We start from the raw sequence: 14563 nt of genomic DNA, 5'->3' as shown, positions 1-14563 counted from the left end.
ACCCCACCTACAGGCCACCGACACCGGACCGACAACCCCCGACAGCACCCGACAGCCGACCGACACCGCAGATCGGCAGATCGGCAGATCGGCAGATCGGCAGATCGGCAGATCGGCTCAACAGGGCATACGCCCCTCCCGGTTGACGGCCTGAACCTGCTCCCGCAACACCTCCGCACGCGACGCGACCTCCACCGCATCCGGCGGACAGTCCCACTCCCGCCCACCCCCGACGGGCCGCAACTGCACCTTGCCGCCCACATGCCCTCTGACCTCGCCGATACGCCCGTCCCGCACATCCACGGCATGACTGCCGACGACCGGCCGCTCCCCGCGCACCACGGAGGCCAGCTTCTCGGCGACACGGACATTGCAGCGCCCGAGGTCGCCGAGCGGGAACGGCTCGTCACTGGCGCCGGTCACCGGATCCACGCACAGGGACGGCAGAACAACCCCGGCGCCCACGAGGGCCTCCCTCAGGGACACCACGACTTCTTCGGTCGACCGCACACTTGCCTCCACATCCACGCCCATATCCACGCTGAGTTTGCGATTCGCAACACAGCGTGTCGGTCGTGTGCCTAACCTGGCCATACGTGGCGTACCAACAACGTCGTCTGGTGGACCGGGAGTTGCCGATGCCAGGACCAAAGGACCTCGACCCGTCGTCATCGCCGCGCGCGCTGCTGGGCGCGGAGCTGCGGCACGCACGCGAGAAGGCGGGACTCAGCCAGGAGCAGCTGGGCCAACTGCTGTTCGCCAGCGGCTCGTTCGTCGGGCAACTGGAGGCGGGGACGCGGCGGATACAGCCCGAACACGCGCGGGTGTTGGACGAGGTGCTGGGGACGGGGGACTTCTTCCAGCGGAACTGTAGGGCTGCGGCCAAGTCCCGCTATCCCGAGCACTTCGCGGAGGCGGCAGAGGCTGAGGCGGAAGCCACGGCGATCCGGCAGTACGCGCCGATGCTGATCCCGGGGCTGCTCCAGACGCCTGCGTACGCACGGGCCGTGACACGCGCATACGGCCCGACAGCACCGGAGGAGATCGTCGACGAGCGGGTGGAAGCCCGGATGGCGCGGACCCGTCTACTCGACGATCCAACAAAGCCGTTGTTGTGGGCGGTGCTTGACGAAGCGGCGTTGCGCAGGGTGACCGGCGGCCGACCGGTGATGGCGGAGGTCCTCCGTCACGTCGCGGACCTGGCCCGCCGGGCCCGGGTCATCGTGCAGGTGCTGCCGTTCAGCGCGGGAGCGCACACGGCGATGCAGGGCCCCCTGAAGCTGATGGACTTCGAGGACGCCCCTCCGCTGGTGTATTTCGAGGGGGTCGGCACCGGGCGGCTGGAGGACGACCCGGCCACCGTCGCCCGTCTGAGGTTCACCTTCGAACTCCTCGCAGCCGCCGCACTCTCGCCGGAGAAGTCTCTATCCCTGATCGAGGCAGTGGCGCAGGATTACGCCCATGAGGAACATCCCTGACTACGACCTGAGCACGGCCACCTGGCACAAGTCCAGCTACAGCGGCGGCAGCGGCGGCGACTGCCTGGAGGTCGCCCGCTGGCGCAAGTCGACATACAGCGGCGGGGATGGCGGCGACTGCCTCGAAGTAGCCGACGGCAACCCCGCCCTCATCCCCGTCCGCGACTCCAAGAACCCCCACGGCCCGAAGCTCGTGTTCCAAGCCCCGGCCTGGACCGCGTTCGTCAACGCGATCAGGAACTGATCCGCCCCCGAAGCTCAAGCATCCAGCCCCGAGCCCTCTTTTCAAGGAATGGTTGGAGGGCCTCAACCCACCCTCCCACCCCGCGAGTTGACTTGACGCGTTCGGCTTGCCACGCACAGTCACGATCGTTTAGCGTGCCCGAATAACGAACAGCCCCCGCCAGGTGCTACCAACACCTGCGGGGGCTTAACCAGCGAGATCGAAGACTGATGAGGACCGATCCCATGGCTGAAGCCAAGCTTAGTGCTGCCTCCCTGCCCGCGCACGCGTCCCCGCACCCCATGGCCAATCCCGGCTACGGCAAACGCAGCGCCCCGGACCAACCCCCCCGTGCCGCCCACGGCTTCGCCGCCCTCCCACCCCGCGAAGCCGCCATCGCCGCGTACATCGACCGCCTCCCCGACGGCGCCGACATCTCCGTAAAAACGCTGGCCAAGCAGCTGCCGTACGGACAGTGCGCCCTCCGCACGGCCCTCAACAACCTCCAGCGGGCAGGCCACTTGCGCCGAGGTCGCGAACGGATCACCGGCGAGGGCAGCTCGCGATGGATCACCCGATCGTGGTTCACCCGTACCGCCCGCGACGACGACTGGTGGACGACGTTCACACGGGGCGACGTACCGCAGGAGCCCCCGGACAACCACATCCCCTCCCGCCCGAGCCGCTCCCGCGCGCACATCCTCCTGGCCGCCCTCGGCCGCGAAGCCCCGGCCCTGTCCCTCTCGGAGGCCGACTGCGCGGCCCTCGCCCCGCTGGTGACCGACTGGTACGCCCGAGGCGCCACCGACACGGACGTACGCCGAGCCCTGACCACCGGCCTGCCCACGCCGGTCCACCACCCGGCGGCCCTCCTCCGCCGCTGCCTGACCGACAAACTCCCACCGGAGAAGCCCACCTCGCCCCCACCCCTCCGCATCCTGGAGTGCGCGAAGTGCGGAGTACCCGGCCGCCCGGAGGCTCTGCCCGGCGGCATCTGCGGCGCGTGCCGGGGTGAACGCGCCCCCAGTCGCCACCACGCGCCTCTGCAAGCCTCCACCGTCCAAGCCCGCGCGGCAGAAATCCGTGCCGCAATGGATCAACGACGACACGAAAGGACACCCGCATGACAGCACCCACAGTCCGACGTCACCACTCCAGGGCAGGATGGGAGGAAGGAGGCGACGCCATGACCCCTGACACCGCTGAACGCCCGCAGATGTCCGTCGAGGACTTCGATGAACTCGTCCGGAGGGCTCCGAGGGAGCTGCGCAACCGGCTGGAGTTCCTCGGCGGGAGGCTCTGCATCCGGCACAGCCCACTCGACGTCGACGAATTCGAGGAGCTGGCCGCCGCAGCTCCGGAAACCGTGCGGCTCGAGTACATCAACGGAAAGGTAGTCGTCAAGGCCATGCCGGACGGGAAACACACGTCGATCTTCATGTGGCTGCTACGCCAGTGCATGCAGCAGCGCCCCGATCTGGACCTCGCACCCGAGCGGGGCGTCAAGGCTGAGGCCTACCGCAAGGGCCGTGCCCGTACGGATGGATTCCTGGCACCGGTGGACCACTTCGTGGAGGACGGCGAATGGTCCGAGACAGACGGGGCGCTCATGGCCGTCGAAATCACCTCCCACGATCGCGACACCGACCAGCGCGACCGCATCGACAAGCCCGTGGGATACGCCGAAGCCGACATCCCGGTCTACCTCCTCATCGACCGCGACAACAACACCGTCACCGTCTACAGCGAGCCCAAAGAAGGCCGCTACCAGCAGTCACCCTCCTACCCCTGGGGCGCATCCGTTGAGCTCCCCTCCCCCGTGAACATCACCCTCGACACCGAGAAGCTCAAGGACTACGCGCACTGACCACCACGGAATGGACGGAGCAGCCACATGACTCCGCGGGAAAAGCTCCAGCGCGTGCTCGACGAAGCCGACATCGCCGAAGCGCGCGCTCGTCAGGCGACTCCGTCCGGTCCGTCGATGTTCCACGACGAGTTCATGGCCCAGTTGGAGGCAGAGGATCTCCATGTGCATGCTGAAGGTCGGCCGCAGCACCTGACCAGGCCCTCGCAAAGCCCCGGAGCCACCCCATGAACCACGCCCAACTAACCGCCCTCGGCCGAGCCCTCCGTCTCCTCGGCGAGCACGGCGAGTCCCTCACCGCCGACACCCCGGACGCCAGACTCCACGAGGTCAAGGCGGACCTGCGCCGCGCGCTCGACCTCCTCGACGAGAGCGTCACCGGCGCCGCCCCCACCACCCGCTGCCCCGAGCACCCGAACGGCCCGGTCGACGAGAACGCCCACGACCTCTGCCTGCTCTGCGAAACCCGCCGCCGAGCCGCCCGCCGCTCCGAGTACAACGGCACCGGCCCCGCAGGCCCCCGCTCCCCCGAGCACACCGCCCCCTCCCGCTACGGCGTCCGCGGCGACCGCCCCCAGCCCCAGCAGCGCTGGCTGCCGGAGCTGTGGAACGGCCAGGAGTGGCAGCTCTGCGGCACCCCGCGCCGCGACCGCCGCGAGGCCGAGCTCTATCTCGCCGCCGCGCGCCGCGGCCCGCGCCCCGCCATGGCCTACCGGCTGGTGCACGAGTTCACCGACTACGAGGTGCTGCGCGTCTGGGGCACGCCGGTGAAGGTCGACATCGAGCCGCTGGGCAATCTGTAGCCCCTACTTCGCCGCCGCCCCCACCTGCTCCGCCGCACCCTCCGCCACCGGCTCCCCGGCCGCGGCCACCGTCTGACGCGGGATGAAGGACGCCACCACGAAGGCCAGCAGCGCCGCCCCGGCGCCCACCGCCAGGACCACCTTGAAGGCGTTCTCGGACGGGAGGGCGTACCCGCCGAGGTTCGTCGTCAGCTGGGCGAGGATCACGCCCGCGACCGCGCTCGCCGAGGACGTACCGAGGGAACGCATCAGCGTGTTGAGGCTGTTCGCGGCCGCCGTCTCCGACGCGGGCACGGCGCTCATGATGAGCGCGGGCATGGAGCCGTAGGCGAAGCCGATGCCGGCGCCGTTGATGCAGGCGACCAGGACGAAGTGCCAGACCTCGGACATCAGGAAGATGTTGAGGCTGTAGCCGGTGGCCACGATCAGGACGCCGATCATGAGCGTGACCTTGGGCCCCTTGGCCCGGGAGATGGCGGCCGACACCGGGGCCGTGGCCATCATGACGAGACCCGACGGCGCCATGCACAGGCCCGCCACCAGCATCGACTTGCCGAGACCGTAGCCGGTCTGCGCGGGGAGCTGGAGGATCTGCGGGATGACCAGGCTCATCGCGAACATCGCGAAGCCCACCGCGATCGAGGCCAGGTTGGTGACCAGCACCTGACGTCGGGCCGTCGTCCGCAGGTCGACCAGCGGCTGCTCGGTGCGCAGCTCCCACCAGCCCCAGGCCTGCAGGATCACCACGGCCGCGGCGAACAGGCCGAGCGTCGTCCCGCTGGTCCAGCCCCAGTCCGCGCCCTTGGAGATGCCGAGGAGCAGACAGACCAGGCCGGCCGACATGCCCATACCGCCGACGAGGTCGAAGCGCCCGCCCGTGCGCACCCTCGACTCGGGCACCACCAGCAGCACGCACACCAGCGCCACGACACCCATGCCGGCCGACGTCCAGAACAGGACGTGCCAGTCGAAGTTGTCCGCGATGAGCGCGGCGGCGGGCAGCCCGAGCGCGCCGCCGATGCCGAGGGAGGCGCTCATCAGGGCGGTGGCGGAGCCGAGACGTTCGGCGGGGAGTTCGTCACGCATGATGCTGATGCCGAGGGGGATGACGCCTGAGGCAAGGCCCTGGAGCACGCGTCCGACGATCATCGGGACCAGGGCGTCGCTCAGAGCGCAGACCACGGAACCGGTCACCAGCAGCACGACGCTGACCAGCAGCATCCGCCGCTTGCCGTACATGTCCCCGAGCCGCCCCATCACGGGCGTCGCCACGGCCGCCGCGAGCAGGGTCGCCGTGACCGCCCAGGCGGTGTCCGACGCCGGGGCGTCGAGCAGCTTGGGCAGCTCCGGGACGATCGGGATGACCAGGGTCTGCATCAGCGAGACGACGATCCCGGCGAAGGCCAGCACCGCCACCACGGAATTCGTTCTCGGCGATGGGGGGTGGGACGACATGGCGGAGCCTCCGTCGGCGTACGAGCAAAAAGGGTTGCTGATTGACCGAGGCAACTTTAAGTCAGTTGATTGACTTACTCAAGCGACGCAGGTCACCCCCACACAGTGGGGATGACCAACCGGACGTCAGCTCAGAGTCTTCAGCGACCCCGCGTCGTACGCCGCCAGCTCGCCGAAGCGGCCGGCCAGCACCTTGGCCGCCCACTCCGGGTCCTGCAGCAGGGCACGCCCGACGGCGACCATGTCGTACTCCTCGCGCTCCAGGGCGTCCAGGAGGTCGTCGATGCCCTTGAGCGCGGAGCCCTGCCCGGCGAACGCACCCAGGAACTCACCGTCCAGGCCGACCGAGCCGACCGTGATGGTGGGCTTGCCGGTCAGCTTCTTCGTCCAGCCCGCGAGGTTGAGGTCGGAGCCGTCGAACTCGGGGATCCAGTAGCGGCGGGTGGAGGCGTGGAAGGCGTCGACGCCGGCCGCGGCGAGCGGGGTCAGGATGGCCTCCAGCTGCTCCGGGGTCTCGGCGAGACGGGCGTCGTAGGCCTCCTGCTTCCACTGCGAGTAGCGGAAGATGACCGGGAAGTCCGCGGAGACCCGCTCGCGTACGGCGGCCACGATCTCCGCCCCGAACTGCGTACGGGCGACCGGGTCACCGCCGTACGCGTCCGTGCGGCGGTTGGTGCCCTCCCACAGGAACTGGTCGACCAGGTAGCCGTGGGCGCCGTGGATCTCCACGCCGTCGAAGCCGATGCGCTCGGCGGCCGCGGCGGCCTCGGCGAACGCCCCGATGACGTCGTCCAGGTCCTGGCGGGTCATCGCCTTGCCGGTGGCCTCCGTGGCACCGATGCGCAGCCCGGAGGGACCGACGGCGGGGGCGTCGGCATACGGCGGCTCCCCCTGCTTGCGCACCATGCCGATGTGCCACAGCTGCGGGACGATCGTGCCGCCGGCCGCGTGCACCGCGTCGGCGACCTTCGCCCAGCCGGCCAGCTGCTCCTCCCCGTGGAACCGGGGGACGCTGTCGCTCTGCCCGGCCGACTCGTGGCCGACGTACGTCCCCTCGGTGACGATCAGGCCGACGCCGGCCGCGGCGCGACGGGCGTAGTACGAGCGCACGTCCTCACCGGGGATGCCGCCCGGAGAGAACATGCGGGTCATCGGCGCCATCGCGATGCGGTTCGGGACGGTGAGACCGTTGATCACGGTCGGCCGGGACAGGATCTGGGCCGCGCGGGAGGCGGTGGGCTCAGTGACGGTCACGTGGGGAGCTCCTTGGAAGCGGTCTCGTTTATACCGGGAAGTATGTGCACACGCATTGTTGCACCACATTAAGCAACGATGGATGTGAGACCGCCCATTCCCAGGAGAGGGTTCTGTTTCGTGTGCGGCTGCGGATGGCTCGTGGTTGCTCGCGCAGTTCCCCGCGCCCCTGGAGGGGCGTCCGCTGCACGCCCTGAGGGGCGCGGGGAACTGCGCGACCAGCCCCCACGCACCCGCAGCCGCCAAAACACCAAGGGCGGCACCCCCTGTCGCAACAGGAAGTGCCGCCCTCGGTAAGGACGTTGATCAACCGGAGGCCAAGCCCCCGAGGTCGATCAGAAGTCCATGTCACCGCCCGGCATACCGCCACCGGCAGGCGCGGCGGCCTTCTCCGGCTTGTCGGCGATGACGGCCTCGGTGGTGAGGAACAGCGCGGCGATCGACGCGGCGTTCTGCAGCGCCGAGCGCGTCACCTTCGCCGGGTCGATGATGCCCTCGGCGACCAGGTCGACGTACTCGCCGGTCGCGGCGTTCAGGCCGTGACCCGGGGTGAGGTTGCGGACCTTCTCCACCACGACGCCGCCCTCAAGGCCGGCGTTGACGGCGATCTGCTTCAGCGGGGCCTCAAGGGCGAGCTTCACGGCGTTGGCGCCGGTCGCCTCGTCACCCTGCAGGTCCAGCTTCTCGAAGACGGAGGTCGCCTGGATGAGCGCCACGCCACCACCGGCGACGATGCCCTCCTCGACGGCCGCCTTGGCGTTGCGCACGGCGTCCTCGATGCGGTGCTTGCGCTCCTTGAGCTCGACCTCGGTCGCGGCACCGGCCTTGATGACGGCGACGCCACCGGCGAGCTTCGCCAGGCGCTCCTGCAGCTTCTCGCGGTCGTAGTCCGAGTCGCTGTTCTCGATCTCGGCGCGGATCTGGTTGACCCGGCCCTGAACCTGCTCGGAGGAGCCGGCACCGTCGACGATGGTGGTCTCGTCCTTGGTGATGACGACCTTGCGGGCCTTGCCCAGGAGGTCCAGGGAGGTGTTCTCGAGCTTGAGACCGACCTCCTCGGAGATGACCTCGCCACCGGTGAGGATGGCGATGTCGTTGAGCATGGCCTTGCGACGGTCACCGAAGCCCGGGGCCTTGACGGCAACGGACTTGAAGGTGCCGCGGATCTTGTTGACGACCAGGGTCGACAGGGCCTCGCCCTCGACGTCCTCGGCGATGATCAGCAGCGGCTTGCCCGACTGCATGACCTTCTCCAGGAGCGGGAGCAGGTCCTTGACGGAGCCGATCTTGGAGTTGGCGATCAGGATGTACGGGTCGTCGAGCGACGCCTCCATACGCTCCATGTCGGTGGCGAAGTACGCCGAGATGTAGCCCTTGTCGAAGCGCATACCCTCGGTGAGCTCCAGCTCCAGACCGAAGGTCTGGGACTCCTCGACGGTGATGACGCCTTCCTTGCCGACCTTGTCCATCGCCTCGGCGATGAGCTCGCCGATCTGGGTGTCGGCGGCGGAGATGGAGGCCGTGGAGGCGATCTGCTCCTTGGTCTCGACGTCCTTCGCCTGCTCCAGCAGGGCGGCGGAGACGGCCTCGACGGCGCGCTCGATACCGCGCTTGAGGGCCATCGGGTTGGCGCCGGCGGCTACGTTGCGCAGGCCTTCCTTGACCAGGGCCTGGGCGAGAACGGTCGCGGTGGTCGTACCGTCACCGGCGACGTCGTCCGTCTTCTTGGCGACTTCCTTGACCAGCTCGGCGCCGATCTTCTCGTACGGGTCCTCGAGCTCGATCTCCTTGGCGATGGAGACACCATCGTTGGTGATCGTGGGGGCGCCCCACTTCTTCTCGAGGACGACGTTGCGGCCCTTGGGGCCGAGCGTCACCTTCACGGCGTCCGCGAGCTGGTTCATGCCGCGCTCGAGGCCGCGCCGCGCCTCCTCGTCGAACGCGATGATCTTGGCCATGTGAAGTGGTCCCTCCAGGACTGGGGGTGATTCCTTCGGACCGCGCCCGCGCCCGCGACGGACGGCTCGCATGCCTTGTGGTTCCTTGCCCCACCCGGCCTGCGGGCCTCACCGACCCGGTCCTCTTTTGTCACTCTCACCTTCAGAGTGCTAACGCCAATGATTAGCACTCGGCCCATGCGAGTGCAAGCGGCTCTCGGGGATCGGGCGGGGCGGTCAGCCCGGCGCGAACAGGACGCGAACGGGGCTCGAACGGGGCTCGGGCACCTTCCGGGGATGGCGAAGGGCCCGCACCCCGGGGGGTGCGGGCCCTTCGAAGAAGAACGTCGCTGCTGTTAGTCGACGCGTGCTTCAGGTGGTCGCCAGACGGACCATGTCCGCCTGCGGCCCCTTCTGGCCCTGCGAGATCTCGAAATCGACCCGCTGACCTTCCTCCAGGGTGCGGTACCCGTCCATCTGGATCGCGCTGTAGTGGACGAAAACATCCGCACCACCGTCGACCGCGATGAAGCCGTACCCCTTCTCCGCGTTGAACCACTTGACGGTGCCCTGAGCCATGCCTAACTCCCCTATTACTGGCCCTTGCACAGATCCACACTTCGCGGATCCGGGTCAGACCTCACCCCCCATCGGTCGGGGGCGTGCGCCGGAACGCGTCGACCGCGGCTGAATGTATCTGCCCAACTGCCGTCTGCAACAGGTCAATCGGACGAGAAATCCGGGCACGACCGGTCGGGAATGTGGGGACAATTCCGCTGACTTCAGGTCAAGTCGGGCCAGGCAAAGGGAACAAAAGCCGCAAAAAACCCGCACACTTTGGCTACTTCTTGTCGGGCTTGCGGCAGAAATCAAGAGCTATACGAGGGCTGCCGACCCGTGGACCGGCGGCATGTTCCCCAACTGTACCTCGCTCAACCACACAGAATTGCCCCCTCCGCTTCTCTCACGGAGGGGGCAATTCGGTGAACTCTTAGTGACTGGGGTTACCGATGGTAATGATCGGTCATTCGGTCACCCCGTCATAGGCGGAAGTCAGCCGCCGGCCACGGCCGGGATGATGGAAACGCCCGCACCGTCGGGAGTGGCCGTCTCCAGCCCCTGCTCGAAACGGACGTCGTCGTCATTGACGTACACGTTGACGAACCGACGCAGCTTGCCCTGGTCGTCGAGAACCCGGGCGGCGATCCCGGTGTGGTTCTTCTCCAGGTCGGCGATGACCTCGGCGAGGGTGACGCCCTCGGCGGTCACTTCGGCCTGGCCACCCGTGTAGGTGCGCAGGATGGTGGGGATGCGGACGTTGACGCTCACGTTATGACCTCCGGTCAGGTAGACGCCCCAGGGGCGCGGGGAACTGCGCGACCAGCCCCCACCGGCCCGCAGACGAAAACGGCTAAGCGAGGCCGGCCTCGCGGAACGAATCAAGGTTGGGACGAATCGTCGCAGTCAGCCCCGTACCCGCCACCGCGTCCAACGTCTTGAGACCGTCACCGGTGTTCAGGACGACGGTGGTCTTGGTGGGGTCGAGAAGGCCATTCTCGATCAGCTTCTTCGTGACGCCCACCGTGACGCCGCCCGCCGTCTCGGCGAAGATGCCCTCCGTGCGGGCCAGGACCTTGATCGCGTCGACGATCTGCTCGTCGTTGACGTCCTCCACCGCACCGCCGGTGCGCCGCGCGATGTCCAGGACGTACGGCCCGTCGGCCGGGTTGCCGATGGCGAGGGACTTGGCGATGGTGTTCGGCTTCTGCGGCCGGACGACCTCGTGCCCCGCCTTGTACGCGACGGACACCGGGGAGCACCCCTCCGCCTGCGCACCGAAGATCTTGTACGGCTTGTCCTCGACGAGCCCGAGCTTGATCAGCTCCTGCAGCCCCTTGTCGATCTTCGTGAGCTGCGAACCCGAGGCGATCGGCACGACCAGCTGGTCCGGGAGCTGCCAGCCGAGCTGCTCGCAGATCTCGTACGCGAGCGTCTTCGAGCCCTCCGCGTAGTACGGCCGCAGGTTGACGTTGACGAAGCCCCAGCCCTCGCCGGCCGGGTCGCCGATCAGCTCGGAGCAGAAGCGGTTCACGTCGTCGTAGTTGCCCTCGATGCCGACGAGCTCGCCGCCGTAGACCGCGGCCATGACGACCTTGCCCTGCTCCAGGTCGTGCGGGATGAACACGCAGGAGCGGAACCCGGCGCGGGCGGCGGCGGCGCCGACGGCACCCGCGAGGTTGCCGGTCGAGGAGCAGGAGAGGGTGGTGAACCCGAAGGCGCGGGCGGCCTCCAGGGCCTGGGCGACGACGCGGTCCTTGAAGGAGTGCGTCGGGTTGCCGGAGTCGTCCTTCACGAACAGCTTGCCGGCGTCGACGCCCAGCTCACCGGCGAGGTTGTCGGCCTGGACGAGCTTGGTCCAGCCGGGGTTGATGTTCGGCTTGGAAGCCACGTCGGCCGGGACGGGAAGGAGCGGCGCATAGCGCCAGATGTTCGCGGGACCCGCCTCGATCCGCTTGCGGAGTTCCTCGGCGTCGTAGGCCGAGAAGTCGTAGGCGATCTCCAGCGGGCCGAAACACTCCTCGCAGGCGAAGACCGGTCCGAGGGGTACCCGGTGACCGCACTCACGACAGGAGAGCGCGGCGGCGGGGCCGAGGTCTACGGTGGAATCGGTGGTGCTTGCAACAGTCTGCACAGCCATGTGAGGCGAGGCCCTTTCTCCTCATCTTCCTCACGACGCATCTCGCCGTGAGACGGATTTGGCACCTTCCCAAGCCGGGAGCCTCGCCACGTCAACGTGACAAGACCGGCTGGAGGGTTGCCGGGGCTTCATCGGGCCGTTTCCCTCTGCCCCTCTGGATGAGCTGTATGCGGTTGTTAACAACGGCCGACCTCGGACATGCGATGGTCATCCGCGTTGTTCAAGACTGTAACCGAAGGCCAGGACAGTTGAGATAGTCGTCCGAACCGCGAGATGGATCACACGATTACCTGCTGTGATCACGACAGTGAGGAGCAACAGACTGTGCTGGAAGAAGCCGAGCGCTGGCTGAGTACCCGCTCCTGGTCCGTGACCGATCGTCCACTCCATCAGATCCTGGCCGCCAAACAGCGTACGGGTCAGTCGGTCTCCGTCGTGCTGCCCGCGCTCAACGAGGAGGAGACGGTCGGCGACATCGTCGCGATCATCCGTCACGACCTCATGAAGCAGGTCCCGCTGGTCGACGAGATCATCGTCGTCGACTCCGGGTCCACCGACCGCACCTCCGAGGTGGCCGCCGCGGCGGGCGCGACCGTCGTGCACCGGGACGAGATCCTCCCGCGCGTCCCGACCGTGCCCGGCAAGGGCGAGGTCCTGTGGCGCTCCCTGCTGGTCACGAGCGGGGACATCGTCTGCTTCATCGACGCCGACCTGAAGGAGTTCTCCTCCGACTTCGTCTCGGGCATCGTCGGCCCGCTGCTGACCAACCCCGAGGTCGACCTCGTGAAGGGCATGTACGACCGCCCGCTCGGCGGCGCGGCGGGTCAGGGCGGCCGGGTGACCGAGCTGATGGCGCGCCCGCTGCTGAACATGCACTGGCCGCAGCTGGCCGGTTTCGTGCAGCCGCTGGGCGGCGAGTACGCGGCCCGCCGCAGCCTGCTGGAACAGCTCCCGTTCCCCGTCGGATACGGCGTCGAGCTGGGCATGCTCATCGACGCGCTGCACCTGGTGGGGCTGGACGCGCTGGCCCAGGTGGACGTGGGGGTGCGCAAGCACCGGCACCAGGACGGGCAGGCGCTCGGCCGGATGTCCGCCGCGATCTACCGCACGGCGCAGCTGCGGCTGGCCCGCGGGCATCTGATCCGGCCGTCGCTCACGCAGTTCGAGCGGGGCGGGGACGGGTTCGAGCCGCGCACGTACTCCGTGGACACCGAGGAGCGGCCGCCGATGGTGGAGATCGCCGAGTATGCGACGCGGAAGGTCGCGTAAACGCCGGAAACCGGCCGTATACAGGGCGTACGAGAACCCTCGTACAGGGCGTGAAAGAACCCTCCACTGAGCGGAACCGCACGTTTGAGCGTTTCCGGGCCGGGCTAGGTTGAGGCGTATGGCTTCCACGCAGGATGCGCAGGGCGCGGCCAGGGTGCTGGTCGCGTCGAACCGCGGCCCGGTCTCGTACCAGGTGCGCGACGACGGTTCATTGCACTCCAAGAGGGGCGGCGGCGGAGTCGTCTCCGGGCTGTCGGCGATCGGGCCGGAGGCGGGCGCCCTGTGGGTGTGCTCGGCGCTGTCCGACGGGGACCGCGAGGCGGTGCGGCGCGGGGTCGGCGAGGACGGCGTGCTGATGCTGGACATCCCGGCCGACGTGCACGCCGACGCCTACAACGGCATCGCCAACTCGGTCCTCTGGTTCGTCCACCACATGCTGTACCAGACACCGCTGGAGCCGGTCTTCGACGCGGAGTTCCGGCGCCAGTGGGCGTCGTACGAGACGTACAACCGCGCCTTCGCGGAGGCGCTGGCCGGGCGGGCGGCGCCGGGGGCGGCGGTGCTCGTCCAGGACTACCACCTGACGCTGGTGCCGGGAATGCTCCGCGAACTACGCCCGGACCTGCGCATCGGTCACTTCTCGCACACGCCGTGGGCGCCACCGGAGTACTTCCGGATGCTGCCGGACGACATCCGCTCGCAGGTCCTGCGCGGGATGCTCGGCGCGGACCGGCTGGGGTTCCTCACCCGGCGGTGGGCGAGCGCGTTCGAGGCGTGCTGTACGGAGTTCGCAGGCGGGCTCGGGGATACGCGGGTCGGCGTGCACGGCCTGGGCGCGGACGCGGACTTCCTACGGGAGCGTTCGCATCAGCCCGACGTGGCCGAGCGGATGGCGGCGCTGAAGGACGAGATCGGCACGGCGGCCGACGGGCGGGCCCGCAGGGCGATCGTGCGCGTCGACCGGACCGAGCTGTCCAAGAACATCGTGCGAGGCCTGCTGGCGTACCGACAACTGCTGGACGACCACCCCGAGTGGCGCGAGCGGGTGGTGCACGTGGCCTTCGCCTACCCCTCGCGGCAGGACCTGGCGGTCTACCGGGACTACACGGCCGAGGTCCAGCGCCTGGCCGAGGAGATCAACTCCGCCTACCGGACCCCGACCTGGACCCCGGTCGTACTCCACGTCAAGGACGACTTCGCCCGCTCACTGGCCGCGTACCGGCTGGCGGACGTGGCCCTGGTCAACCCCATCCGCGACGGCATGAACCTCGTCGCCAAGGAGGTACCGATCGTCTCCGACGAGGGCTGCGTGCTGGTCCTCTCCCGAGAGGCGGGCGCCTTCGAGGAACTGGGCGAGGACGCGATCACCGTCAACCCGTACGACGTGATCGACACGGCACGAGCCCTGCACGAGGCCCTGTCCATGGGCCCGGAGGAACGAACCGAGCGATCGAAGCGCCTGGCCGCGGCGGCCACCGCACTCCCACCGGCGCAGTGGTTCCTGGACCAGCTGAACGCGCTGGGGGGAGGGACGGCCGGGCGGCCTGCCTGAGTCCGGTCAGCCCGCATCGGGCGCGAG

The 14563-nt window shown here is 68.7% G+C and carries 15 protein-coding genes and 1 riboswitch; of the genes, 8 read left to right on the top strand and 7 right to left on the bottom strand.

What is annotated here, in order from left to right; all coding sequences use genetic code 11:
- Nucleotides 1-117 precede the first annotated feature (117 nt).
- Nucleotides 118-510: a hypothetical protein gene (locus ACIA8X_RS26910; protein WP_399459275.1), complete on the bottom strand. Its 393-nt coding sequence runs from the start codon at nt 508-510 to the stop codon at nt 118-120.
- A gap of 128 nt (nt 511-638) precedes the next feature.
- On the opposite strand from ACIA8X_RS26910, the gene ACIA8X_RS26905 reads away from it, so the two are divergent.
- The 6 genes from ACIA8X_RS26905 to ACIA8X_RS26880 all read left to right on the top strand — a co-directional run bounded on the left by ACIA8X_RS26905 (nt 639) and on the right by ACIA8X_RS26880 (nt 4371).
- Complete coding sequence (locus ACIA8X_RS26905; protein ID WP_393452565.1) at nt 639-1478, top strand: Scr1 family TA system antitoxin-like transcriptional regulator; 840 nt, start codon at nt 639-641, stop codon at nt 1476-1478.
- The gene (locus ACIA8X_RS26900; RefSeq protein WP_393452562.1) at nt 1462-1722 is read left to right on the top strand and encodes a DUF397 domain-containing protein; all 261 of its coding nucleotides are present in this window, start codon (nt 1462-1464) and stop codon (nt 1720-1722) included. Before ACIA8X_RS26905 ends, ACIA8X_RS26900 begins: the two co-directional genes overlap by 17 nt.
- 224 nt (nt 1723-1946) lie before the next feature.
- Complete coding sequence (locus ACIA8X_RS26895) at nt 1947-2828, top strand: hypothetical protein (RefSeq protein WP_399459274.1); 882 nt, start codon at nt 1947-1949, stop codon at nt 2826-2828.
- A gap of 59 nt (nt 2829-2887) precedes the next feature.
- On the top strand, nt 2888-3568 hold the full coding sequence (locus ACIA8X_RS26890; RefSeq protein ID WP_399459272.1) for a Uma2 family endonuclease: 681 nt from the start codon (nt 2888-2890) through the stop codon (nt 3566-3568).
- A gap of 27 nt (nt 3569-3595) precedes the next feature.
- Nucleotides 3596-3799 carry a hypothetical protein gene (locus ACIA8X_RS26885; protein WP_393452553.1) on the top strand — a complete coding sequence of 68 codons (204 nt, stop codon included), beginning with the start codon at nt 3596-3598 and terminating at the stop codon, nt 3797-3799.
- Entirely contained in the window at nt 3796-4371 is a 576-nt protein-coding gene (locus ACIA8X_RS26880; RefSeq protein ID WP_393452551.1) for a hypothetical protein, read from the top strand. Before ACIA8X_RS26885 ends, ACIA8X_RS26880 begins: the two co-directional genes overlap by 4 nt.
- Before the next feature lie 3 nt (nt 4372-4374).
- On the opposite strand, the gene ACIA8X_RS26875 is transcribed toward ACIA8X_RS26880, so the two are convergent.
- From ACIA8X_RS26875 to thrC, 6 genes are all read right to left on the bottom strand, one after another.
- Nucleotides 4375-5826, bottom strand: coding sequence for an MFS transporter (locus ACIA8X_RS26875; RefSeq protein WP_393452548.1), 1452 nt, complete (start codon nt 5824-5826; stop codon nt 4375-4377).
- Nucleotides 5827-5952: 126 nt separating this feature from the next.
- Nucleotides 5953-7080 carry an NADH:flavin oxidoreductase gene (locus ACIA8X_RS26870; RefSeq protein WP_399459271.1) on the bottom strand — a complete coding sequence of 376 codons (1128 nt, stop codon included), beginning with the start codon at nt 7078-7080 and terminating at the stop codon, nt 5953-5955.
- A 335-nt stretch (nt 7081-7415) separates the two neighbouring features.
- Entirely contained in the window at nt 7416-9038 is a 1623-nt protein-coding gene (gene groL / locus ACIA8X_RS26865; protein WP_393452542.1) for a chaperonin GroEL, read from the bottom strand.
- Nucleotides 9039-9389: 351 nt separating this feature from the next.
- Nucleotides 9390-9596 (bottom strand): cold-shock protein, encoded by a 207-nt coding sequence (locus ACIA8X_RS26860; RefSeq protein ID WP_006382349.1) that lies wholly within the window; start codon nt 9594-9596, stop codon nt 9390-9392.
- A gap of 474 nt (nt 9597-10070) precedes the next feature.
- Nucleotides 10071-10346 carry a MoaD/ThiS family protein gene (locus tag ACIA8X_RS26855; protein ID WP_393452538.1) on the bottom strand — a complete coding sequence of 92 codons (276 nt, stop codon included), beginning with the start codon at nt 10344-10346 and terminating at the stop codon, nt 10071-10073.
- Nucleotides 10347-10428: 82 nt separating this feature from the next.
- Nucleotides 10429-11715 carry a threonine synthase gene (thrC, locus tag ACIA8X_RS26850; RefSeq protein WP_393452535.1) on the bottom strand — a complete coding sequence of 429 codons (1287 nt, stop codon included), beginning with the start codon at nt 11713-11715 and terminating at the stop codon, nt 10429-10431.
- A gap of 18 nt (nt 11716-11733) precedes the next feature.
- A riboswitch (SAM riboswitch) is annotated at nt 11734-11880 on the bottom strand.
- Between the two features lie 159 nt (nt 11881-12039).
- Here thrC and ACIA8X_RS26845 point away from each other — a divergent pair.
- Both ACIA8X_RS26845 and ACIA8X_RS26840 read left to right on the top strand, forming a co-directional pair.
- A complete protein-coding gene (locus tag ACIA8X_RS26845; protein WP_399459270.1) occupies nt 12040-12984 on the top strand; it encodes a glucosyl-3-phosphoglycerate synthase in 945 nt (314 codons plus the stop codon).
- 118 nt (nt 12985-13102) lie between these two features.
- On the top strand, nt 13103-14536 hold the full coding sequence (locus ACIA8X_RS26840) for a trehalose-6-phosphate synthase (protein ID WP_399459269.1): 1434 nt from the start codon (nt 13103-13105) through the stop codon (nt 14534-14536).
- The last annotated feature ends 27 nt before the right edge of the window (nt 14537-14563 follow it).

The organism is Streptomyces sp. NPDC051738 (genome assembly GCF_044453205.1).
Taxonomy (GTDB): Bacteria; Actinomycetota; Actinomycetes; order Streptomycetales; family Streptomycetaceae; genus Streptomyces.
This window is presented reverse-complemented; position numbering and strand designations above follow the sequence as displayed.

Excerpts from the sequence above, each read along its gene's own strand:
- ACIA8X_RS26860 (WP_006382349.1), bottom strand. The coding sequence starts at position 9,596 with ATGGCTCAGGGCACCGTCAAGTGGTTCAACGCGGAGAAGGGGTACGGC.
- thrC (WP_393452535.1), bottom strand. The coding sequence starts at position 11,715 with ATGGCTGTGCAGACTGTTGCAAGCACCACCGATTCCACCGTAGACCTC.
- ACIA8X_RS26880 (WP_393452551.1), top strand. The coding sequence starts at position 3,796 with ATGAACCACGCCCAACTAACCGCCCTCGGCCGAGCCCTCCGTCTCCTC.
- ACIA8X_RS26900 (WP_393452562.1), top strand. The coding sequence starts at position 1,462 with ATGAGGAACATCCCTGACTACGACCTGAGCACGGCCACCTGGCACAAG.
- ACIA8X_RS26875 (WP_393452548.1), bottom strand. The coding sequence starts at position 5,826 with ATGTCGTCCCACCCCCCATCGCCGAGAACGAATTCCGTGGTGGCGGTG.
- ACIA8X_RS26895 (WP_399459274.1), top strand. The coding sequence starts at position 1,947 with ATGGCTGAAGCCAAGCTTAGTGCTGCCTCCCTGCCCGCGCACGCGTCC.
- ACIA8X_RS26840 (WP_399459269.1), top strand. The coding sequence starts at position 13,103 with ATGGCTTCCACGCAGGATGCGCAGGGCGCGGCCAGGGTGCTGGTCGCG.
- ACIA8X_RS26885 (WP_393452553.1), top strand. The coding sequence starts at position 3,596 with ATGACTCCGCGGGAAAAGCTCCAGCGCGTGCTCGACGAAGCCGACATC.
- groL (WP_393452542.1), bottom strand. The coding sequence starts at position 9,038 with ATGGCCAAGATCATCGCGTTCGACGAGGAGGCGCGGCGCGGCCTCGAG.
- ACIA8X_RS26890 (WP_399459272.1), top strand. The coding sequence starts at position 2,888 with ATGACCCCTGACACCGCTGAACGCCCGCAGATGTCCGTCGAGGACTTC.
- ACIA8X_RS26905 (WP_393452565.1), top strand. The coding sequence starts at position 639 with ATGCCAGGACCAAAGGACCTCGACCCGTCGTCATCGCCGCGCGCGCTG.